Origin of the sequence: Alcaligenes sp. GCM10023179, assembly GCF_042653705.1 — a bacterium.
GTDB classification, from domain to species: domain Bacteria; phylum Pseudomonadota; class Gammaproteobacteria; order Burkholderiales; family Burkholderiaceae_B; genus Alcaligenes; species Alcaligenes phenolicus.
On the sequence record NZ_JBHSIQ010000003.1, the window covers coordinates 1 to 23,035 of the forward strand.

18 protein-coding genes and 1 tRNA gene are annotated in these 23,035 nt (G+C 55.1%); 12 read left to right on the top strand and 7 right to left on the bottom strand.

Annotated features, from left to right (window positions below):
• The first annotated feature begins 379 nt into the window (after positions 1–379).
• The gene (locus tag ACFPDR_RS13955; protein WP_376911272.1) at positions 380–1,960 is read left to right on the top strand and encodes a phytoene desaturase family protein; all 1,581 of its coding nucleotides are present in this window, start codon (positions 380–382) and stop codon (positions 1,958–1,960) included.
• Positions 1,961–1,969: 9 nt separating this feature from the next.
• On the opposite strand, the gene glcC is transcribed toward ACFPDR_RS13955, so the two are convergent.
• Positions 1,970–2,734 carry a transcriptional regulator GlcC gene (gene glcC / locus ACFPDR_RS13960; RefSeq protein ID WP_051316371.1) on the bottom strand — a complete coding sequence of 255 codons (765 nt, stop codon included), beginning with the start codon at positions 2,732–2,734 and terminating at the stop codon, positions 1,970–1,972.
• A 195-nt stretch (positions 2,735–2,929) separates the two neighbouring features.
• Between glcC and glcD the strand changes: the two genes are divergently transcribed.
• The 8 genes from glcD (at position 2,930) to ACFPDR_RS14000 (ending at position 14,408) form a co-directional block, all read left to right on the top strand.
• A complete protein-coding gene (gene glcD, locus ACFPDR_RS13965) occupies positions 2,930–4,429 on the top strand; it encodes a glycolate oxidase subunit GlcD (protein ID WP_035268958.1) in 1,500 nt (499 codons plus the stop codon).
• A complete protein-coding gene (gene glcE / locus ACFPDR_RS13970; RefSeq protein WP_374697912.1) occupies positions 4,429–5,514 on the top strand; it encodes a glycolate oxidase subunit GlcE in 1,086 nt (361 codons plus the stop codon). Before glcD ends, glcE begins: the two co-directional genes overlap by 1 nt.
• The gene (gene glcF, locus ACFPDR_RS13975) at positions 5,499–6,722 is read left to right on the top strand and encodes a glycolate oxidase subunit GlcF (protein ID WP_376911273.1); all 1,224 of its coding nucleotides are present in this window, start codon (positions 5,499–5,501) and stop codon (positions 6,720–6,722) included. Before glcE ends, glcF begins: the two co-directional genes overlap by 16 nt.
• Before the next feature lie 305 nt (positions 6,723–7,027).
• Positions 7,028–8,338, top strand: a complete 1,311-nt coding sequence (locus ACFPDR_RS13980; protein WP_197313691.1) for a hypothetical protein — start codon at positions 7,028–7,030, stop codon at positions 8,336–8,338.
• Between the two features lie 205 nt (positions 8,339–8,543).
• A complete protein-coding gene (locus tag ACFPDR_RS13985) occupies positions 8,544–10,010 on the top strand; it encodes an APC family permease (RefSeq protein ID WP_042487679.1) in 1,467 nt (488 codons plus the stop codon).
• 126 nt (positions 10,011–10,136) lie between these two features.
• Entirely contained in the window at positions 10,137–11,084 is a 948-nt protein-coding gene (locus ACFPDR_RS13990) for an AraC family transcriptional regulator (RefSeq protein ID WP_052363012.1), read from the top strand.
• 197 nt (positions 11,085–11,281) lie between these two features.
• Positions 11,282–12,823, top strand: a complete 1,542-nt coding sequence (locus tag ACFPDR_RS13995) for an aldehyde dehydrogenase family protein (RefSeq protein ID WP_042487677.1) — start codon at positions 11,282–11,284, stop codon at positions 12,821–12,823.
• Positions 12,824–12,878: 55 nt separating this feature from the next.
• Complete coding sequence (locus ACFPDR_RS14000) at positions 12,879–14,408, top strand: aldehyde dehydrogenase family protein (protein ID WP_080723824.1); 1,530 nt, start codon at positions 12,879–12,881, stop codon at positions 14,406–14,408.
• Between the two features lie 71 nt (positions 14,409–14,479).
• On the opposite strand, the gene ACFPDR_RS14005 is transcribed toward ACFPDR_RS14000, so the two are convergent.
• The 3 genes from ACFPDR_RS14005 to ACFPDR_RS14015 all read right to left on the bottom strand — a co-directional run bounded on the left by ACFPDR_RS14005 (position 14,480) and on the right by ACFPDR_RS14015 (position 17,500).
• On the bottom strand, positions 14,480–15,778 hold the full coding sequence (locus ACFPDR_RS14005; protein ID WP_042487674.1) for an NAD(P)/FAD-dependent oxidoreductase: 1,299 nt from the start codon (positions 15,776–15,778) through the stop codon (positions 14,480–14,482).
• Between the two features lie 85 nt (positions 15,779–15,863).
• The gene (locus tag ACFPDR_RS14010) at positions 15,864–16,286 is read right to left on the bottom strand and encodes a Rid family hydrolase (protein ID WP_042487671.1); all 423 of its coding nucleotides are present in this window, start codon (positions 16,284–16,286) and stop codon (positions 15,864–15,866) included.
• Between the two features lie 74 nt (positions 16,287–16,360).
• Entirely contained in the window at positions 16,361–17,500 is a 1,140-nt protein-coding gene (locus tag ACFPDR_RS14015) for a tyramine oxidase subunit B (protein ID WP_197313692.1), read from the bottom strand.
• 307 nt (positions 17,501–17,807) lie between these two features.
• On the opposite strand from ACFPDR_RS14015, the gene ACFPDR_RS14020 reads away from it, so the two are divergent.
• Complete coding sequence (locus ACFPDR_RS14020; protein WP_247965777.1) at positions 17,808–18,911, top strand: AraC family transcriptional regulator; 1,104 nt, start codon at positions 17,808–17,810, stop codon at positions 18,909–18,911.
• A gap of 203 nt (positions 18,912–19,114) precedes the next feature.
• Here ACFPDR_RS14020 and ACFPDR_RS14025 read toward each other — a convergent pair whose 3' ends face one another.
• A complete protein-coding gene (locus ACFPDR_RS14025; protein WP_321290964.1) occupies positions 19,115–19,549 on the bottom strand; it encodes a hypothetical protein in 435 nt (144 codons plus the stop codon).
• Between the two features lie 305 nt (positions 19,550–19,854).
• Between ACFPDR_RS14025 and ACFPDR_RS14030 the strand changes: the two genes are divergently transcribed.
• On the top strand, positions 19,855–20,913 hold the full coding sequence (locus ACFPDR_RS14030) for a DUF1176 domain-containing protein (protein ID WP_226349710.1): 1,059 nt from the start codon (positions 19,855–19,857) through the stop codon (positions 20,911–20,913).
• Between the two features lie 327 nt (positions 20,914–21,240).
• On the opposite strand, the gene ACFPDR_RS14035 is transcribed toward ACFPDR_RS14030, so the two are convergent.
• Positions 21,241–21,316: transfer RNA gene (locus tag ACFPDR_RS14035), tRNA-Thr, on the bottom strand.
• Positions 21,317–21,427: 111 nt separating this feature from the next.
• On the opposite strand from ACFPDR_RS14035, the gene ACFPDR_RS14040 reads away from it, so the two are divergent.
• Positions 21,428–21,811: an MAPEG family protein gene (locus ACFPDR_RS14040; protein ID WP_021446846.1), complete on the top strand. Its 384-nt coding sequence runs from the start codon at positions 21,428–21,430 to the stop codon at positions 21,809–21,811.
• 104 nt (positions 21,812–21,915) lie between these two features.
• Here ACFPDR_RS14040 and ACFPDR_RS14045 read toward each other — a convergent pair whose 3' ends face one another.
• A complete protein-coding gene (locus ACFPDR_RS14045; protein ID WP_035268966.1) occupies positions 21,916–23,004 on the bottom strand; it encodes an AI-2E family transporter in 1,089 nt (362 codons plus the stop codon).
• Positions 23,005–23,035: the final 31 nt, after the last annotated feature.

Genomic DNA, 23,035 nt, shown 5'->3' on the forward strand with positions numbered 1-23,035 from the left:
TCTTCTTCTTCTTCTTCTTCTGCTGCTGCTGATTGCCCCGGGTAGTGACTCTGATCGGCATGAGGGGGGCCTGCTCTATGATTGGTGCGCATAGCGCGTTTAATGCTTTAGTTGCAGACAACGTGGCTGGATCATCGCTGCAGAGTGGTCGCTCTACTCTTCGCGCTCGTAGCATTAGCAGCTGAGCTTTTCGCACCAATCAGCTTTGTCTACCAAGATTGGCGCCTGCAACTGCCGACATCTGTCTCCTTAGCTTAGGGCTGTAGCGTACTTAGTCACTGCCTGTATTCGTCCTCCCTGATCCTCCTGAAATTCCTACTCAGTTTTCTCTTTGCGCCGTAGAATATGGGTAAATACTTTAGAGCTAAAGGAGTTGCTCGTGGGTGCAGAGACAGTAGTAGACGCGATTGTGGTTGGGGCAGGGCACAACGGCTTGGCAGCAGCGGTTGAACTGGCCAGTAAAGGCTGGAAAGTTCAGGTTGTGGAAGCCAAAAGCTCGGCAGGTGGTGCGGTCAGCACTCAGGAGTTGACCTTGCCAGGCTTCAAGCATGATGTGTGCGCCATGAACTTGTCCTCCTTCGCAGGCTCTGCGTTCTTCCAGCGCCATAAAGAAGCTTTGGCTCGCCATGGCTTGGCATTCGTCCCTGCAGAGCATTGCTTTGCCAGCGTGTTCCGGGATCAAAGTTATTTGGGCGTCAGTACAGACCTGGAAACGACCTTAAGGCGTATTCGAGCTGTTTCTGAGAAGGACGCTCAGGCTTGGCAAGCCATGCTAGATGACTTCCAGAGCAAGGCTCCCCATCTGTTTGCTGTGCTCGGTAGCCCTATGCCTTCGTGGGGCCTGATGAAAAGCGCCTGGAAGAGCTGGCGGGAGCTGGGCAAGGATGGCGTTGCAGAGCTGATGCAATTGCTGCTGGCGACGCCTCGTGACTTTCTGGACCGCCATTTCGAGAGCGACTCAGTGAAAGCCATGATGGCAGCCTGGGGGCTGCATGTGGATTTCACACCAGACACAGCAGGCGGTGCCTTGTTTCCTTATCTGGAGTCCATGGCCAACCAAGCCTTCGGCATGGTGATCGGGCAGGGCGGTGCTGACACGATTATCCGTGCCATGACGAGCTTGCTGCAGGAGCTGGGCGGTGAGCTGCTGTTGAATGCCCCCGTGCAGACAATTGAACAAGAGAATGGTCGCGCCAGTGGTGTTGTTTTGGCCGACGGTCGCCGTTTGAAGGCACGCAAGGCGGTCATCGCGAATCTGAATCCTCAGCTCGTCTTTGGGCGCCTGGTGCAGTCTGCTACCGTCCCCAAGGATTATCAGAAGAAAGTCGATGCCTTCCGCCCCGGTTTGGGCACCATGATGATCCATTTAGCTCTGGATGGCTTGCCTGATTGGACAGCGGGCACCGAGCTGCAGCGTTTCTCCTACGTCCATCTGGCACCCGATATGGCCATGATGAGCCGCGTCTATGCCGAAGCAGCTGCAGGTTTATTGCCTGCCGAGCCAGTTCTTGTGGTTGGACAAGGTACAGCACTGGATCCTTCCCGCGCCCCGGAGGGGAAACATACCTTGTGGATTCAAGTGCGTGTGCTGCCAGCCCAAATCAAAGGCGACGCTTCTGGCAAGATTGCCGCTGGCGATTGGTCGCAGCTTAAGGATGCATATGCAGAGCGCGTCCTGGATCTGCTTGAAAGTTATGCGCCGGGCCTGCGTAGCAAGATCCTGGCCCGCCATATCATGTCGCCCCAGGATCTGGAGCAGTTCAATGCGAACTTGATTGGTGGTGATAACCTCTCGGGCAGCCACCATCTGGATCAGAACTTCTTCTTCCGCCCAGTGGCCGGTTACTCCAAATACAAAACGCCGATCAAGGATCTGTATTTGTGCGGCGCCTCGACCTGGCCCGGTGCAGGGACGGGGGCCGGATCAGGTTATATGCTGGCCAATCTGTTGGCGAAGTAAGTCAAAGAACTAAAGGCCATTCAGACGTTGCCGGGCATGTTCCAGGCGCAGCTGTTTGGCCTCCATCTCCTGTAGTTGTCGTCGTATCCCATCGATATGTTCTTTGGCGGCGCGTCGGGCCAAGTCAGCTTGGCCTTGTGTGACGGCATTGCATAAACGCGCATGTTGTCTGTCCAACCTGCGTTTGGAGTCATGGTCGGGATACAGGTGCTGCACGGACACGCGCACCGTAGATAACATCAAATCGTTGAACAGGCTGATCATATGTACCAGCACCGGGTTGTGCGAGGCCTCACAGATTGCCGCATGAAAAGCATGATCTGCCCGCGCAACCTGTTCAGGCGCTGCATCCTGCATTTGCAGATCCTCCAGTTCCTGAAAGCGTCGTCGTATCATGATGTGATCGGCTTCCGTCCCCCTGGAGGCGGCTAGTTGAGCCGCCTCGCTTTCCAGCAGTTCACGCACTTCCAGCAAGTCATATAGAGTGCGCCCTTGCGCTTGAAGCAGGTGCTCCAGCGGCTTGCTGACGGCTGAATCAATCAGGTTGGCGACAAAGGAACCTTTGCCATGTCGGGTTTCAATCAAGCCGCGCACGCGCAGGATTTGTAGCCCTTCGCGCAGGGCAGATCGGGACACCGCCAGTCTTTGCGTCAGTTGCCGCTCGGAGGGCAGGACTTGTCCCGGTTTCAGGACGCCATCCATAATAAAAGTTTCGATGCGTTGGGCGACCAGCTCGGCGGTGACTTCCAAACGCTTGGGTTCCTGCATTTTCATTCGTGGTCAGACCAGTTGTATGCCTGTGGAAATGATAACAAGCTGATTATCTATCTGTCTGATTTATAAGTATAAAGATAAACCCTAATACTCTCTTAGGGTAAAAACTGGTCGGACCAGTAGCCTGACGGCTGGACAAGCCAGCCCGCATCAAAGACCATCCGTTTCAGGAGACTTTAAAAGACAGGAGGCGTCATGAGCTTGCGCTACGACGAAAAACTGGACGGTGTGCTGCCCCGCGTGGACAGGATGCAGCTGCTTAGCCGTTTGCGTGATGATATTCCCGGCCTGGATGTGCTGCACACTGATGAGCAACTGCATCCTTACGAGTGTGATGGACTGAGTGTTTATCGCGCCAAACCCTTGCTGGTCGTTTTGCCCCGTAATGTGGAGCAGGTACAGGCCGTGATGCGCTTGGCTCACGAAGTCGGCGTGCCGGTGGTGGCTCGTGGTGCGGGTACCGGCTTGTCGGGCGGTGCCATGCCTTTGGAGCAGGGTATTTTGCTGGTGATGGCGCGCTTGAACCAGATTCTGGATCTGGACCCTGTAGCCGGGATTGCTCGCGTTCAGCCCGGCGTGCGTAATATCGCGATCTCTCAGGCGGCCCAACCCTTTGGCTTGTATTACGCACCGGACCCGTCTTCGCAGATTGCCTGTTCAATTGGGGGCAACGTAGCGGAAAACGCGGGCGGTGTGCACTGCCTGAAATATGGTCTGACCGTACACAATATCCTGCGCCTGGAAGTGATTACCGTCACAGGCGAACGATTGATTTTGGGCTCCGAAGCTCTGGATACGCCCGGCTTTGATTTGATGGCCCTGTTTACGGGTTCCGAAGGAATGCTGGGGGTAGTCACGGAAATTACTGTCAAGTTGCTGGCACGTCCCCCCTGTACGGTGGTGCTGCTGGCCAGCTTTGACGAAGTGGAAAAAGCAGCTGATGCCGTGGCCCAGATTATTGCCCAAGGCATTGTGCCGGCAGGGCTGGAGATGATGGATCAAATGTCCATCCGCGCAGCCGAGGACTTTATCCACGCTGGCTATCCCGTTGATGCACAAGCGATCTTGCTTTGCGAGATTGATGGCGCTTTGGAAGACGTGCAGGACGATGTGGCTCGTGTTGAGCAGGTTCTTTTCAAGGCCGGCGCGCAAGAAGTGCGGGTTGCGCGGGACGAGCAGGAGCGACAACGCTTCTGGGCCGGTCGTAAAAACGCCTTTCCCGCTGTAGGCAGGATTTCTCCCGACTATTACTGCATGGACGGCACCATTCCGCGTCGTCAGTTGGCTTATGTGCTGAAGAAAACCGCCGAGCTTTCCGAAGAGTACGGCCTGCGCGTCGCCAACGTGTTTCATGCGGGCGATGGCAATATGCACCCGCTGATTCTGTTCGATGCCAATCAACCTGGCGAGCTGGAGCGAGCCGAAGCCTTGGGCGGCAAGATTCTGGAATTGTGTGTGGAAGTCGGCGGCACAATTACCGGCGAGCACGGTGTAGGCCGAGAGAAAATCAATCAAATGTGTGTGCAGTTCAATGAAGACGAGCTGCAGTTTTTCCATGCGATCAAAGCTGCCTTTGATCCCAAAACCATGCTGAATCCCGGCAAGAACATTCCCACTTTGCATCGCTGTGCAGAAATGGGCGGCATGCACATCCATCACGGGCAATTGCCTTTCCCAGAGTTGGAGCGCTTCTGATGAGTACCGTAGAACATAAAAATCAGGATCGCAGCGCTGAATTGCTGGAGCAGGTCCAGCAAGCCCTGGCCACTAAAACCCCCTTGCGTTTGCAAGGCGGCAATACCAAAGCTTTTTTAGGCAAAGCCGTGCAGGGGCAAGAGCTGAGCCTGGCAGGCCATGAAGGGGTGGTCGATTACGATCCGGCGGAACTGGTCGTCACGGTGCGTGCCGGGACTTCCGTGCAAGCGCTGGAAACGATCTTGAACGAGCAAGGCCAATGCCTGCCTTTTGAGCCGCCTCTGTTTGATGGCCGCGCCACTGTTGGTGGAGCCACCGCCTGTGGTCTGTCGGGACCGCGTCGTCCCTGGGTAGGCTCATTACGAGATTATGTACTGGGCTGCCGTTTGATCAGTGGCATGGGCACACATATGCGTTTTGGAGGCCAGGTCATGAAGAACGTCGCCGGTTATGACGTATCGCGGCTGATGGTCGGCGCACAGGGTTCTTTGGGTGTGATTACCGAGGTGTCTTTCAAAGTCTTGCCTCGCCCACGTAGCCGTGCCAGCCTGGTTCTGGAGGTAGCCCAGCAGGAAATCGCCGGTTTATTGCGCAGTTGGCGTGACCAAAGCCGTCCCATTACGGGCGCAGCTTGGCAGGACGGACGTTTGCATTTGCGTCTGGAAGGTGGCGACAGCTCAGTGCAATTGGCTCAAGAGCAAATCGGTGGGGAGGCTTTGGACTTGTCCTATTGGGACGATTTGTGCGAGCAGCGCCTGGAGTTCTTCAAGCAACCCGGCACCTTGTGGCGGATCGCCTTGCCAGTCGATGCCCCAGTGCACACATGGCCCGGCCAGATTCTGGTGGATTGGGGTGGGACACAGCTGTGGCTGAAATCCGATGCGCCTGCCGAGCAGATTCATGCGCAAGCTCAAGCCTTGAAAGGGCATGCCCGTTGCTGGTCCGGATCAGGCGCCGGGCAGGATGTCTTGCCCGAGTCCTTGTTGATATGGCATCAGCGCTTGAAGCAACAGCTGGACCCTGCTGCCATTTTTAATCCAGGTCGTCTCTTTCCTTCGGCGGAGTCCACATGCAAACACAACTGACACCATGGGCTCAGCAACTGCCGCAAGCCGAGCAAGCCCAGGCCATTTTGCGCTCCTGTGTGCATTGCGGGTTCTGTAATGCCACCTGTCCCACCTATCTGGACCAGGGCAATGAGCTGGACGGTCCCCGTGGCCGTATTTACCTGATCAAGATGTTCCTGGAAGGCAAGGCTACCTCGGAATTGACCCAGCATCACCTGGATCGCTGCCTGAGCTGCCGTAACTGTGAAACGACCTGTCCTTCGGGGGTGAAATATCACAACTTGCTGGATATAGGTCGGGCCGCTTTGGAACCCAAAGTAAAGCGGCCTTTGAAGGACCGCGCCATGCGAGTCGCCTTGACGCAAATTCTGCCTGAGCCTGGTCGAGTCGGTGCCTTGCTGGGGGTCGCGCGAACCATGCGCCCCTTGCTGCCATCTTCTTTACAGGAAAAAATTCCGCCCAAGCAAAATGCGGATTTGACGCGACCTGCACAGCGACATAGCAAACGAGTCCTGATGCTGGAAGGCTGTGTGCAGCCAGCCATGGCACCTTCCATTAACGCCGCGACGGCCCGAGTGCTGGATCGCTTGGGCATCAGCGTGACGCCCATCGCTCAGGCAGGCTGCTGTGGCGCTTCGTCTTTTCACTTGGGTGCGCAAGAACAGGGCCTGGAGCAGGCGCGTCGCAATATCGACGCCTGGTGGCCGCAGATCGAACAGGGAGCTGTGGCGATTGTGCAGACCTCCAGCGGTTGCGGCGCTTTTGTGAAAGAGTACGTGGACCTGTTCAGGAACGATCCGGCCTATGCCGAGCGCGCTCGCCGCGTCAGTGAACTGGCCAAGGATCTGGTCGAAGTGCTGGAAGAGCAGCCTTTGGAAGAATGCCTGAACACGCAAACCCGCCCACGCCTGGCTTTCCATTGTCCGTGTACTTTGCAGCATGCGCAAAAACTGGGAGGGAGGGTTGAGACCGTGCTGACTCGTCTGGGTTTTGATCTGGGCGCCGTGCCGGATAGCCATTTGTGCTGCGGCTCGGCGGGCACCTATTCATTGACTCAGCCCGAGATCGCAGGACGCCTGCGGGATCGCAAGATGGATGCGCTGGAAAGCAGCAAGCCTGACCTGATTGTCACGGCCAACATGGCCTGCGGGAATCATTTGAATGGAGCGGGTCGGACTGCGGTCAAGCATTGGATTGAGTTGGTGGATGAGTTTTTGTCTACCTGAACGTATAGCTGTACTTCTACAGTGAAGTGAAAGCCCGCTTAAAAAAGCGGGCTTTTTTTATTTCGTCCAGGCTGCGAGCGACGGGCGGAAGGGCGGTTTTCGCCAGTTTGGTGAATAAGTGCAGGAAAGGGCTGCCATCTGCGTGAATGGGATAGCGGGACAGGAGGGGGGCTATTTAGCCTGATAGGGCTTGAATTTGTTGCTGCATGCCAAGGTTCTGGCGCTTAGCACAGGTTCTGCATACATCGGCATCCCACAAGATGATTTCAGGCTGTAGTTCCTATAAGAAAGAAAGGAGTTGCTCCATGCACTCAATCATTCGCGCATCCTTGCTCGCTGCGGGCATCTTATGCGTCTCTATTCCTCAGTCTCAAGCCTACGAGCTCTATCGTGAAGAGGGTACTGAGCTCAATGCTGATCTGACCGTTGTCTTTGGTGTCTTGAACAGCAAGCATAACTATATAGGTCGTCCAGGCCGTTTTGGATGGCAGGAAGGGTTTGCCAAATATGGTTTAAGTGGTGAAACGGACCGCATTGGTGCTGGCTCTGTGTACGGTAGCCTGGCCTTGATCAGCTCTGGCACTTGGGGCGACGGCGACCCTGGCGGTTATTCGATAGGAAAAGAGAGGCGCACCAGTTTTGAGGATGCCTATGTGGGGTGGCGCTCGGGGAGCTTGTTTCCCTTCTTGGGCCAGGATGGCATTGATATTTCCTTTGGTCGGCAGAGCATCAAGGTTGGCCGAGGGTTTCTGGTCTATGACGATGCAGCCAATCCAGGCAGAGGCATGGGCAGGGAGTTTGATCGAGGTGGTGCTTACTATCTGGGCCCTCGTCATTCTTTTGCCAAGACCGCTGTTTTACGTTTGGGCGGCAAGGAGGGGCTGCATGGTAGTGCCATGTGGATCAAGTCCGACAACCCGGCAATGGCCAAGACGGAAATGGCGGTTGGGACGGTCGAGTACACCGCTGCTGAAGGGACCGTAGGCTTCAGTTATATCCGGGGTCTGGATGTAGATAAGCAGTACGCCGATGCCATGGCATTGGAGCGCAAGAATATGAACATTTACGGCCTGTTCGGAGAGGGAAGCGCGGGTATAGAAAATGCCAAATTCGGCTTCGATTTGGCTCGTCAGGACAAGCAGTCTGGCCATGAAACGGCGTGGTCTGTTCAAGCTGGCTACACCTTTGCCGATATGGCCTGGAGTCCGGAAATCAGTTACCGCTACAGCCATTACTCAAAGCGCTGGGATCCCTTCTTTACGGGTGGGTACTTGGATGATGGCTGGACGCATGGAGAGGTAGCAGGAAACTATGTCCCAGGTGCATTTGCCAGCAATCTGGCGGTACATGCCATCTCCTTGCGAGCCCGACCTTATGACAATCTGACTGTGGGCGCGATTTTCTATAACTACAGAACCGTTGCCAATCGAGATGTGCTCAACAGTGATGCCAATGCCGTCGATCTGTATCTGGACTGGGCGGTGACGGACCACATCACCATTACCCCTTTGGTGGGCTTATACAAGCCACGCCAGTATGAGGCCAATGGCGGCAGCCAGAACAGAAATGCCTCAACCAATATCTATACGCAACTGGTCCTCAGCGCCAGTTTCTGATCCTGCTTTGAAATCCATGTGTTTGCTTGCGTTGAGCTGTCTTGGCACATCAGCTTGTTCGGTACCTGATTTTTTATGCATTTCGGCTTATTTGGCCGGAATTGCAAATTTTCGGGGAAGAACGGCAATACCTGCTTTCAGAGCGACAAATTAGCATTAATTGCACATGGCGCATAAATCACATAATACGAAAACGGAGACAACAATGAGCCACATTGATGCGCGATCAGTGTCCAAGCCGGGTTTGATTCCTGGTCAATTGGGCACTGCTGACATTATTTTCATGATTCTGGCCTGTGCTGCCCCTTTGGGGGTGTTGGGCGGGCTGGTTCCACTGGCTTTTGCGTTTGGCAATGGTGCGGGCACACCTGGCACCATGCTGCTGATTTGCCTGGTGATGCTGATCTTTGCGGTGGGCTATGTGCGCATGATTCCCCATGTACGAAATGTGGGGGCCTTTTACGCCTATATTGCGACCAGCCTGAACAAACAGGTGGGGGTGGCAGCCGCCTATGTGGCCATCATTGCCTATATCTGCGCATCTACCTCCACCTTGGGGGCGATGGCCTTTTTTTCCACTGATTTTGTGCAAGAGGTTTTCGGCGTCACTACACGCTGGGAAATGTGGGCCGCGATCAGTGTTGCCTTGATTGCCTACCTAAGCTATCGAAAAATTACGATGGCGGCCAAAGTGCTGGCGGTGTTGTTGATTCTGGAGGTGGCCTTCATTCTGGTGCTGGATGTGCTGATTTTGTACCACGTCGGATTTACTGGCCTGGATTTCAGCAGCTTTACGCCTGCTGCCGTGCTGGCGCCTGGTTTTGGTATCTCCATTATCTATGCCATCAATGGCGTGGTTGGCTTTGAGGCAACCGCTATTTATCGAGAAGAGGCCAGAAATAGCCTGGTGACGATTCCACGGGCAACCTACGGTGCCATTTTGGTGTTGGGGACGTTTTATGTCTTTTCTTCCTGGTGCCTGGTGTTGAGCGTGACTCCCGAGAAACTGCAGGCAGTGGCCGCCGCAGACCCGGGACGTTTGCTCACCGGCATGGGTGAACAATATTTGGGCGAGTTAGGCCGTCATGCATTGAATCTGTTGGTGGTGACCAGCCTGTTTGCCGCTGCCCTGGGCTTTGCCAACAATATTGCCCGCTACTTGTTTGCGGTGGCGCGCGACGGTTTGATTCCGGCTGTGCTGGGCAAGGTTCATCCGCAACATGGTTCGCCGTATGTGGCGTGTATCTTCTTGACCTGTATTTTTATTGTGGTGATTGGCGCTTTTGCCTTGGCCGGCCTGGACCCTTTGCTCAATCTGGCGACAAGTCTTTCATCCATGGGGGCCGTGGGCTTGATGTGTTTGCTCACGACTACATCTTTTTCTATCTGCGTCTTTTTCATCCGACGTGGTGAATATTCTTTGGCCAAGACAGGCGCCCCTTTGCTAGCGGGTCTGCTCCTGGCCATTGCGACCTGCTTGTCACTGGCTAATTATTCGGCACTGACAGGTACGGACTCTGTTCTGGTCAATAACCTGCCATTTCTGTTCCTGGTGGTGGTCATTGCGGGCTATCTGCATGGCAGTTGGCTGAAACGCAATCGGCCATCGGTCTACCTCAAAGTGGGCTCCACCCGAGTTGAGGAGGAGGTACTGGTACCCGCAGCCGCCTGATTGGCCGGTGCAGGAATTCTTGATTCAAGCGGAGGCGAGATGAGATACGAGACAACAGCTCAACGTCAGGCCCGAAGCCAGGCAGGGTGTGTGAACCCTGCGTTGAGGCTGGAGGGGTTTCCGGCGATGAATACACGGTTTGCGGATCAGGCGCGTGAACACTTGAGCGCAATTCTCGCCCCGCATCGGTTAGAACTGGATACGCGGCAAGCCGTGTGTTTTACGCATAATCGCTTGCTGCTGCAGGGACTCTCCTTGCATTTCATCGAGTATGGCGTACCCGCTGGTGTTGTCAGCCTTGAGGCCCAGGAACTGAGCGATCACTACTTGTTCAAGATTCCGTTAAGTGGCATGGCCCAGTACCGTCAGGCGGGTGCTCATTTTGAGGTTCGGCCAGGTATGTTGTATGTCGTGCATCCCGGAGAGACATTTGTTTCCTCAATGTCGGCAGACTACACCCACCTGACCTTGCAGCTGAATGCGGCACTGATTGATTCCCTGGATGAGGAAGATGGGCTAAGTCCAGGGGGGCAGCGTGCCTTTTTTGAAATAGCTCGTATCAATGCCGACGGTCAGGCACGGGCCTTGTCAGGAATCTTGCAGGCGATTTGCGAGGACACGACCAGTGGCGCTTCTTTGCTGGGCTTGCCCGCATTTCGGCAGACCATTGAAAAAATAGTCGTTAATGCCGTTCGTGCCTTGCCACGCAAATTAGCGCAACCCGCTTGCTCGGCAACAACGAGTCCGGCTCCGTTTTTCATCAAACGAGCAGAAGAATATATGCATGCTCATTTAACGGCCTCCATCTGTGTTGACGATCTGGTGCAGGCGGTGGGCGTCAGCCGTCGCACCTTGCATGCCGGATTTCGCAATTTCCGGCAGACCACACCTGGCGCACAGTTAAAGCGCATGCGGCTGGAGGCAGCCCGATCCGCCTTGCTGGATGCTCGGGAAACAGGGGAGAACGTCACGGACATCGCGACACGTTATGGCTTTTTCCATCTGGGAAAGTTTGCACGTGATTTCAGGGCGCGATTCGGTCAAAGCCCCTCCGAAGTCCTCAAACCTCGCTGACGGCGACACGGCTCTTTTTTTGCTGCACTTAAGGGATAGTGGCTGCGCATTGGTGCCTATTGCCGCCGGAGCTGGATTGCTACGCTGGAGTGGCTAGCAGACTCCTGGTCGAAGTCCATGAGCTGTGCACTGAAGATTGAATCAACTTTGTTTTGAATGTTGCCAAGCGGCCTGATCGTGCAGACCGCAGGGGCGGCATGTCTGTGGAGATTGAATTGCGTCTGGACAATGATTATGGATCGCTCGGGCAGAGCACGCGCTCTTTTCTGGACTCGTCACATGGCTTTCATATCGGTGGAAAGCAGGTCAGGGCTGCGTCGACGTATGCGTTGCAAGACCCAAGCACCGGGCAGGTTTTCGCCCATGCCGGACAGGCTCGGATGCTGGATGTGGCAGATGCCGTATCGGCAGCCAAAAAGGCTTTAGGGGGAGCTTGGTCAAGGTATCGCCCCCATCAGCGTGAGGCCTGTTTGCTGCGCCTGGCTGATTTGCTGGAGCAACATGCTCGCCCCTTGTCGGAAATCGAGACAGTGTGTAGCGGGCGCTTGTTGCAGAACACCTTGCATGTTGACGTGCATTACTCGGCTCATGTGTTGCGTTATATGGCGGGTTGGGCGACCAAACTATCGGGGCGAACGACCCCTTTGTCGGTTCCCTATGTGCCTGACGGCGAGCTGGATGGTTTCACGTTTCGAGAAGCTGTAGGAGTGGTGGCTGCCATTGTCCCCTGGAATGTTGCTCTGGGGATTGCGATCTGGAAAATTGCACCGGCACTGGCGGCGGGCTGCACTATCGTTTTGAAGCCGGCACCCCAAACTCCGCTGACTGCTTTGTACCTGGCACAGCTGGCGCTGGAGGCAGGCCTGCCTGAAGGGGTACTTAATGTGGTGACAGGCAGTGAGCCTGAGGTGGGGGTTGCGTTAGTGCGGGACCCGGATGTGGACATGGTGAGTTTTACCGGTTCTACCGAGGTTGGCAGGCAGATTGCGCTGGATGCGGCAGGGGCTTTCAAACGTTTCAGCCTGGAGTTAGGCGGTAAATCGCCCGTCATTATTGCCCAGGATGCCGATCTGTCGCGTGCTATTCCTCAGGCCGCTTGGGCCATCTTTGCCAATCATGGTCAGAACTGTTGTGCGGGATCACGCCTGTATGCTCATGCCCGTGTCTTTGATGAGGTTGTTGACGGTATTAGTGCGATTGCCGAGTCCATCACGTTGGGAGCTCCACTGGATTCGCAAAGTGCGATGGGCCCCTTGGTCAATCGCGCTCACAGTCAGCGTGTGCTCGCTTACGTGCAAGAAGGGATTCGAGAAGGAGCCTCGTTGCGCACGGGCGGGCAAGGCCTGGATCATCCTGGGGCTTATGTACGGCCGACGGTGCTTGCTGGGGTGAGCCCGCAGATGCGGGTCGTGCGTGAAGAAATATTTGGCCCTGTTCTGGTGGCTGCCTCGTTTGAGAATGATGCCCAGGCGGTGAGCTTGGCTAATGACTCCGAGTTTGGATTGGGTGCCAGCATCTGGAGTCGGGATCTGGACCGGGTGCGCTATATGACGCGCAAGCTTCAGGCCGGCTCTGTCTGGGTGAATACCCACAATACGCTTGATGTCAGCTTGCCATTTGGTGGCTGGAAGAGCTCGGGCATGGGGCATGACCTGAGCGAGGAGGCGGTTTTGGCACATACCCGTCTGAAGAGTTCCGTTCACCACTATCTGCAGACGGACACAACGGATTTGCCTTGATGGCACAGCCGTGCACGCACCACATCTATTTTTACTCGAATAAGCAGAGACACTTATGAAGCAAGCATCTGTTTTAAATCCGGACCTGGCCTTATCTGAAATACGTATGCCTGAAGGCCTGTTGTTATTGGATGGAAAGCTCAGTGGGGCCTCCCCGTCAGCACGACGGATTGATGTGCTCAATCCGGCAACGGGCGAGTTTATTACGACGATTCCAGCTTGTACGGCGGCGGATGTCGACCATGCTGTCATGGCGGCCCACCGTTGTTTTGAGAGTCAGGCCTGGCGGTCCATGCGTCCTTTGGACAGGGGGCGGCTGTTGGAGCGTTTGGCTTTGCTGATCGAAGAACATGCAGAGGAACTGGCTCAGCTCGAGTCCCTGGATAGCGGCAAGCTGTTAAGTGTCACACGCATGATTGATATTCCTTTTGCGATCGAGGCGCTGCGTTATTTTGCAGGTTGGAGTTCTAAAATTTCCGGCGAATATATTGCCCTTTCACCTCTGGTTCAGGATGGGGCGTCCTACCGGGCTTATACCGAACGCAAGCCCATGGGCGTCGTGGGCGGAATTACCCCTTGGAACTTTCCTCTGGGACAAGCTATTCAGAAATTGGCACCGGCAATCGCTTGTGGATGTACCGTTGTCCTCAAACCATCTGAAGAAACCTCCTTGACGACCTTGCGCTTGGGGGAGTTAATTCTGGAGGCGGGCTTTCCAGCAGGTGCAGTCAATATTGTCACGGGCTATGGCCATGATGTAGGAGCGGCTCTGGTCGAACATCCCCTGGTGCGCAAGATCTCGTTTACTGGCTCTACCGCGACAGGGCAGCGAATTTGGGCAGCAGCGGCACCGACCATGAAACGTGTCACTCTGGAGCTGGGTGGCAAATCCCCCACCATTATTTTGGCCGATGCTGATTTGAGCCGAGCAGTGCCTGGGGCGGCTGCCGCTATTTTTTCCAATTCAGGTCAGATATGTACAGCGGGCTCGCGCTTGTTGATTGAGGCCGCGGTGTATGAGGAAGTGATTGCGGGTGTGGCCGATATCGCCAGGACGCTGAAATTGGGATCGGGTGCTGATCCGCAAGCTCAAATAGGTCCATTGATCTCTGCTCGCCAGCGGGAGCGGGTGGCTGGCCTGGTTCGCTCCAGTCTGGATGAGGGGGCGGTGGCATTGGCAGGCGGCGATATGATTGGCGAGGCAGGCTGGTTTTATCAGCCTACCGTGTTGACGGAGGTATCGCGTGAAATGCCTGTGATGCGTGAGGAAGTGTTTGGACCTGTGGTCTGCGCCTTGCGTATCGAGGAGTCCTCACAACTGGTCGATCTGGCCAATGACACGCCCTACGGTCTGGCCGCCAGTATCTGGACGCGTGATCTGGAGCGGGCTCACCTGCTTGCGGATCGAATTGATGCCGGGACGGTGTGGCTCAATACCCATAATGTGCTGGATTTGGCCGTGCCGTTTGGCGGTCGGAAACTGTCCGGGGTGGGGCGTGAGTTTGGCAGCGAGGCTATCCAGGCCTACACCGAACCGAAGGCAGTTTGTATGCGTCTGGATCGTGGAGCGATGGTTGGCTATTAATCTTTGAGTCTGTAGTGACGTGTCTGATTATCGCGGCGACCCCGATAGTGGGGGGTCGCCGCGATTTGTTTTTATCGTTGAAAACGATCGAGGCGATAGGGAGCCGGATCGACGAGAGGAGTAGTATCGCAGATCAGATCTGCGGCCAATTGACCAGCGGCCGGACCAGTACCAAAACCGTGGCCTGAAAATCCACTGGCCAAGGTGAGTCCAGGAGTCTGTTCTAGCTTGCAAATGACGGGCAGGGAATCCGGGGTGACATCAATCATGCCCCCCCAGGCTTGCTTGATAATGGCGTGCTGAAAAACGGGCCAGGCTGCAATCAAGTTGTTCATGGCTTCTGTATTCAGAGCAGGCAAGGTAGGTGGGTCCATCGTTCTGATACGTTCGAAAGGGGAAATTTGATGTCCCTTCCAGCGGCGTCCCAACATAAGATCCGACAGGAAGTCACGGCCTAGAGAAATACGTACATTTTTCCATTGAGCACGCAGCATGGGCAGGTACTGCCTGCCCAGTAACAGACTGTCCAGCATCAAGGGAGCATACAGAGCCCCGCGTTGCGTAATGGTAAAGCCGCCGTCCAGGCGCTTGCGAAATGAGAAGTCGGGGGCACCGACGGCAATATCCGCAGGGCCCTCCAAAGGAGCGGTGCGCACGACAGAGGCCACCAGGGGCAGTGTTGGCAGTGAGACTCCCAGATTCCCCAGAAAGCGTCGAGACCAGAGGCCGCCTGCCAACAGCACCTGTTCGCAGTGTATTGCGCCGCGTTCGGTCATGACGCCACTGACGCGGCCTGCTGACATGATCAAGTTACGGACGGCACAGTTTTCGACGATCAGAACCCCTTTTTTCAGGGCAGCCTGCGCAATGGCACTGCAGGCCAAGGTGGGTTCGGCGCGACCATCAGAAGGGGTATAAATACCGCCCGCCCACCGACCCTGACCACCAGGCACCATATCATTGATCTGGGAAGGATTGAGCAGGCGAGAGTCCAGCGATAGATGCCGAACCGAGGCTAGCCATTGCTCATGCTGCTGCATTTCAGCCTCGCTGCGGGCCAGGTACATAATGCCAGCCTGACGGTAGCCCACATCGGCTCCGAGGCGTTCAGGCATTTGGGACCAGAGCTGGTCGGCGGCCAGGGCCAACGGTACATCAGGTGCCGCACGGCTCATTTTGCGCACCCAGCCTAGATTGCGGGAGGATTGCTCGCCTGCGATACAGCCCTTTTCAAGCACAACAACGGGGATGCCGCGTTCGGCCAGGGTCAGGGCGGCGCTAAGGCCAATGATGCCCGCGCCGATAATAACAACGGTTGAAGAGTCTGGCAGCTCGATAGAGCTGGATACAGGAGTGATGACGGGAGCCACAGCTCGTCTCCTTGGACTGTAGAGTAGACCGGATGTCTCGTTCCATGCGGCGCGACACCGGTCACCGTCAACCGCATGGCGCTTTTCAAGGGGTAATGGTCAGCTCTTTGATCGTGCCTTTGGAGGCACCGCGATAGGCCGTCACTTCAATTTCTACCCTGTACTCGGGTGAGCCCAGAGGAGGGCTGGTCATGGTGAGGGTTGGATTGATTCCACGCATTTTTTCACCATATACCTGCATGATGGTGTCCACATCCTCAGGAAACTGGATGAAGACGCGAGCAGCAACAATATCTGCCAGACAGGCGTCGACTGAGGCCAGTGCGGTTTCGATATTGCTCAGTACTTGCAGTGTTTGTTCGCGCAAGTCGGTGGGAATCAGCTTGGTACGGGGATTGCGTCCGGCGGTGTTGGACATGAAGATCAGATTGTCGACGGCAACCAAACGCGAGTAGCTGCCCAACTCTTCAAATTTGGAGCCCGTTTTGACTTTGACGATAGAGGTCATGTTTATGTCCTGAAAGAGGCGGTGATGAAAGCGCCACACAAGGTGGTCAGGGCTGCTTGTGTGGCCACATGGGATTAACGCAGAACGGGTTCGTCCCAGAGATTGAGGCGGGTACCAATGCCTTGTTTGAGGGCATTGCGATACACCACTGTTCCCCAGGCCACGTCTTCAACCGGCATTCCGCCCACGGACATGATGATGATTTCTTCATCGTTTCGGCGGCCCGGTGCTTCTCCGGCCACGATCTGGCCCAGATCCTCCAGCTGATCGCGGGACATGCGGCCTTCAGCGATCAGATCCATGAAGCGAATCCCTACTACAGGCACACTGGCATGGACGGGTTTGGGGTTCTCTTCGTACCAGGCGTCATACAGACCGATATGGTCCAGAACCTTGCGAATTTCGGGGGACTCCATGTCCTGATCGATGTTGCCTAGCGCGGGCATGGCCAGAAAGGTGCCGGGGCGAACCCAGGCGCGCTTCACCGTGGGATAGGTGGAGGGGTCGCCAACCGCTCCCGAACCACAGAAGGTCACGATGTCACTGTCCCGAACCACAGCTTCATCGGTCTCCACAACCTGGACCGTGGTGATCTGTGGGAAGGTTTCCGCGAGCCAGGCCAGGAAAGCGTTCAGGTTTTTCTGGCCGCGTCCTTTGACCTTGACGGTGTCAATTTGCGGGCACACGGCCATAAAGGCAGACAGGGAGGTGCGAGCCATGACACCGGGGCCCAGGATGCCGACCACCTTGGAGTCCTTGCGTGCCAGATGACGCGCACCGACACCTGGAATGGCTCCTGTGCGATAGGCGGACAACAGGTTGGCAGACATAAATGCCAATGGTGCTCCGGTGTCCGCGTCATTGAGCACAAACATCAGGATGGAGCGTGGCAGCCCCTTTTCCCGGTTTTCTATATTGGAGCCGTACCATTTCATCCCCGCCGTACGGAAACGTCCGCCCAAATAGGCGGGCATGGCCATAAAGCGCCGGTCAGGGGTCGGTTTTGGCATGTCGGGGAAGGGGGAGTTCTCCGGAAAGACAACAATGGACCCGTGCGAGTTGTTGTTGGCTCCTGCCATTCGGTAGTCGTTATGGTGCAGCAGGCTGAACATCTCCTCCATCGTATCTACGCAGCTGGCCATATCGGTCACGCCAGCACGAACCATGTCCTGTTCGGACAGATAGATAAAGTCGATCTTCGTCGAGGTGCTCATGTCTCATATCCTTGTAGTGCGTTATTTGCAATGACATGGTGCCCCAGCGACGAAGGTGGGGAAATTGCAAAGCGGGATAGAGAATTTGCAGAATAGGCCAGCTCGCATTGAGACTGATCTGGCGGGTAAAAAATAAGGGAAGGGGTAAATACCGATATTGCAAGTGGCTGATTTTATAAGTTATATATAGCGTAAAACTTCTTGTTAATTGAAGCTTGAAGATTTAAGTCAGCATAAAAAAAGAGATATTACGGATTGGCTTGATACCGGTGGATAGGTAGAAGCAGGAAACAAAAAGGGGGGGAAGATGAACCAGGGTCTTGACGGGTCGGTGGGTGTGGCTTGCGGCCTGGACTCGGTCTGTCCAAATGCCGTTAATCCGACTGAGGATAGGCAGGCCACAATACGAACCTTGTATCTGAGTGCTTTGGTTGACGCTTTGTCAGAGCATGGGCATCAGGTAGATACGCTATTGCGTGAATACGGTTTTTATCGAAATCAGACGGCAACCCCTTACGAGCGGGTCCCTTTGCATCGCTATGTGTCCTTGCTCGAGCATGCCGCCAGGAAGTTTGATCGGCCTTATCTGGGATTGGAGATGGGGGCGAAGTTTGGCCTGGAAGAAATGGGTCCATTTCATGCCTTGTTTGTGGCAGCGGGGAGTTTGCGCGCTACGCTGGATTCGTTTGGCATGTTTCAAGGCCATTGGCAAACCAGAACATCCCTGGATGTGACAGCTCAGGCTGAGACCACCACGCTTAGTTACCGGATTCAGAATCGGGCCATTTGGCCGCGCAGCCAGGATGCCGAGTTTACGATGGCAGGGATGGCCTTGATGCTCAAGCAACTGGCGACACCAGGCTGGAAGCCGATTGAAGTTCATTTTGAACATTCGATTGTGGGGCGAGAACAGACCTTGGAGCGGTTTTTCCGAGCGCCTGTCATTGGCAACCAGGTCGCCAATCAGCTTGTAATGCGCAACAGCGACCTGGATCGGCAGTTTTCCCGTGCCAGCGGGTTTCAGGATACCCGGCTCAAGTCCGTGCTGGAATGTCATTTGCTGGACCTGATGGGACCAGAGGTTACGGTGGCGAAAGCTGTGACAGAGCAAGTAGAGGAAGCGATTGCCCGGCGATTGGGGCGTGCGCCGGTAGATTGCGATTCCATTGCTTTGGTTCTGGGGGTGTCGGCTCGATCTTTGCGTCGACGCTTGATGGAAGAGGGGGCATCTTTTCGTAGCGTATTGCAGACCGTACGCCAGGAGCGAGCACAAGCCATGTTGCAGTCTGCTGATCTGCCTTTGTCCGTCGTTGCCGAGCAGCTCGGTTATTCGGATACCGCGACTTTTTCGCGCGCCTTCAAAGAGTGGACGCGGGCTTCCCCACGTCGTTTCTCCAGGCGGCAAAGCTGAGGCTGGCTTTTTTATCCCTTTTCAGCTCCGCGGTTGATGCTTGCCTGGCTCAAACAGCAAACCCAGGTTGCGGTATCGGTTGATCCAGACGTAGCTCTGGATACAAGCCAGGTGCCAATTTGTAGGACGGTCTATGAGTGCCATCAAACCTTTAAGGCTTGTCCCTGAAAACAGCGCGCAGGCTGTATGCCTGGGGCTGGTTTCTATCTGAGCTCATGTACCTTGCAACGAGTCTTCCCTAGCTCGTCCTCTCGGCAAGAGGTAGCTGCGGTGCCGTCGGCATCAAAATAAATCCCCATATTTTCTTTCTTGTTGTTGGGCGGGCCGAAGCGATTGGCCGGGTTTCTGTTCTGCTCAAGCTGGGGCAGGCGGTTGCGCTCCAGTTGCTGTTCTCGTGCCGCTTGGCGTGCCTTTTCCTCATTGTTCATCGCCTTCTGGAAGTTTCTGCTGAACTCCGAGTCCTTGGCCGGATCTTTGAGTGTGGCTGCCGAGGGATTCGCTTCGCGTGGCATGACGGAGGTCGAGCGCAGCTTTTTAAGATCTTCAGTCGTGACGGAAAAGTCCGGAGAAGCCGCATGGCTGGCAACGGCGAGGAAACTGAGCAAGCCAACTGCAATAGGGTTCAGATATTTGCGCATCAGAATTTACTCGACCTGGATGAGGTTTGATTATCTATCGTTTAATGGACACTGCATGTTTTTTCGTCTGCATTCTATATAAAGGATTTACACGAGCGCAAACGGAAACAGGGTGAGCCAGGTGCCTGTGGCTTAGCTAAATAGCACCATGCCTTGCAAGGGGTGATTGAACAGAATAATGTCACGAACGCACGTGGTCAGTCGTTTAATGTGGTTTTCTGGCATGGGTTTGGGAGAGCGCATTTAGCGTTGCCGCGACGTAATATGTGCTGTGTATTTAGATAACAGCTTAGGGAGGAGAGAAAATGAGCGGGCAAAAGCAAGATCACAGTGCGTTTTTTTCAGTACGAACAGCCGCCATATCGCTAGTGCTTTGTATGGGAGGTGCAGCGGCTAATGCCGCTTCAGTGACGTTTTCTCATAAAGACTGGGATCTACGTTGCGATAACACGCTAACCTGCCGCGCTGCCGGTTATGCGGCTGATGGTGAGGAGCTGGGTTCAACGGTGTTATTGACGCGTAAAGCGGGCAGTGGAGAGCCGGTGGCAAATAGAGTCATGCTTGCACACTACGACGATCCCGAGTGGCCAAAAGACTCATTACCAGAACTTGTTATTGCGGGCCGTAAAGCCGGTTCACTGAGTGTTGCGGGTGACGAGTCTTGGCAAATGAGTGAGGCGCAGTTAGCCCAGTTTTTGGCAGCCTTGAAAAAAGACGCCGTAATTTCCTTTCGTGGGAATGGCAGCACTTATGCATTCTCGGGGGCTGGTTCAAGTGCCGTCTTGTTGAAAATGGATGACGTTCAAGGACGTGTCAATACGCCAGGGGCTATTCTGCGTAAAGGGAAGGGCAGCGAGTCTACGGTCAAGGCACCTATTGCTGCGCCAGTCATCAACCGTGCCCCGGTAGTGGATAAAAGCCTGCGCCCCATGACAGCGCAAGAGGACGCCTTGATAAGGCCTGTGCTGTTGAAGGTACTTGCCGCTGATGAAGAGCAATCCTGTAGTGCTGACATGCTGTCCGAGCCATGGGAAATCGCACGGTTGAATCAGCAGTTCTCCCTGGTTGGCGCGCCTTGCTGGTTAGCCGCTTATAACGGTGGGGCAGCCTATTTTGTGATCAATAACAATATGCAGTCTGCTCCGGTGTTAGTGAGTACCAGCGCTACTGATTACGATAATGGAATGATCTCGTCCAGCATGAAGGGGCGGGGTTTGGGCGATTGCTGGAGTTACGAGGCATCGGTCTGGGATGGAACCGACTTTGTTGAAAGTGAACGCGGCGACACCGGGCGTTGTGCTCTGATTCGCGCTGGGGGCGCCTGGAATATTCCGGAGCATGTCAGCCAAGTGGTCGGGCCGTGAGGTTATAAAAAAGCTACCGACGTGGCCTTGGAGTACTGATCCCCCCGGCTTTCGAGCCTGGGGGTTTATTTTTTTTTGTTCTCAGCTCGGCAATGGTATGTTGGTGAGCGGAGAAACCTAACGGTTTCTGGGCTGGCTTGCTATGGCCGCTGCATGTTTGGCATTGCTTGCTATATGCCAATTTTCATGAGGCCAGTCGTGGGGCTTTTTGGGGCCGTCTATGTGGAATAGCTGAAAGCGGGCGATTAATTGCTTCGGATGTCAGGAAGCTAAACCATTGATTCGATTAAATTATTGATTATTTTATTTCAATGGTTTTAGATTAGCTGGTGCCGATGAAAGGAATCGAACCCTCGACCTTCTCATTACGAATGAGCTGCTCTACCGACTGAGCTACATCGGCTAACCTAAGACGATAAGTATATCCTGTTTTTTTCGGGTTTGTAAATTCTGCGCACGCATTTGGGCTGCGGCGTGCTATGTTGGGCGTTTTCAGCCTGTGAAGGGGACGATGATGCTGGGGATCAAGATCAGTTTGGTGGTAGCGGCTTTCTTGCCTTGGTTGGCGGCGATTTGTGCCAAAGCCGGTGGGGCGGGCTTTACGAATCATGAGCCTCGTCCGTGGTTGGCCAGCCTGTCGGGCTGGCGTGGCCGGGCCAATGCGGCGCAGGCCAATGCATTTGAGGCTTTACCGTTCTTTTACGCGGCTGTCTTGCTGGCCTTATGGTCAGGGGCGGACGCCTTGCGCGTGCAAAACCTGATGATTTCCTGGATTGTGCTGCGCGTGCTGTATTTGCTGATGTACATAATGGACAAGGCCACCTTGCGTTCGCTGGTGTGGTTCCTGGCCTTGGCCGTCAATATCTGGATTGTGTTCCTGCCCGTGCTGCGGACTTGATGAAATGAAGAAGGGCCTGTTCTGTGCTTTTGATCAAGCATGGAACAGGCCCTGGGATTGTTTGCTTGGACTATTGGCAGGCCAGCCGCAAAGCTGGCCTGTTTTTATTTGCCGTTGCTTTCTTGCTCTTCCGCTTCCACGCGGGCGCTGACGGCTGAAGGGAACAGGTCCCAGCAGGCAATGAACATGGCGGCGATCAGCGGGCCAATCACAAAGCCGTTCAGGCCGAAAATCGACAAGCCGCCCAGGGTGGAGATCAGGATCACGTAGTCCGGGATCTTGGTGTCTTTACCCACCAGCAGCGGGCGCAGCAGGTTGTCTACCAGGCCGATTACCAAAATACCAAAGGCGGTCAGGATGATGCCGGGAACGTAGTGGCCCGAGACAAAGAAGTAGATGGCAACCGGAGCCCAGATCAGCGAGGCGCCCACGGCAGGCAGCAAGGACAGCACGGCCATCAGCACACCCCAGAACAGTGCGCCTTGAATGTCCAGGAACCAGAACATGACCCCGCCCAGCGCACCTTGGGTGGCTGCCACAGCGATATTGCCTTTGACGGTAGCGCGTACCACAGTGGTGAATTTGCGGAACAGATGGGTTTTCTGGCCCTCGCTCAGAGGGATCAACTGGCGGTAATGACGACCCAGCTCTACGCCATCGCGCAGCAGGAAGAACAGCATGTACAGCATGATGCCCAGGCTGACCAGGAACTGGAAGGTGTTCTGGCCAACGTTCAGGGCTTGTTTCGTCAGGAACTGGCCGCCTTGCACGGCAAACTCAGAGAACTTCTCTTGCAGGGATGCAAAGTCATGCAGACCAAAACGAGCGGCAAAATCCGTCACGCTAGGGGGCAGGGCATTCAGTATTTTTTGCAGGTAGGCGCCCGGATTGAGCTGACCGCTATTCATCAAATCGTACAAAGAGGCGATTTGTTGAACCAGGGAAATGGAAATCAGGATGACCGGAATAATGACGATCAAAATGATGACCAGCAAACTGATCAGGGCAGATAGAGACCGCCGGCCTTTGGTTTTAGCCAGCAGTTTGCGTTGCAAAGGGGTAAACAAGATAGCCAGAACGGCACCCCAGAATACGGCCCCATAAAAGGGAAGAAGTATCCAGACAAAGGCAGCGGATACGGCGGCCAGCAAAAGCAAAAAGGTATGGAATTGTAGATTTGGCCGGGTGGACATGGAGTTTTTCCATTAGCGTGAATTTGAGCCG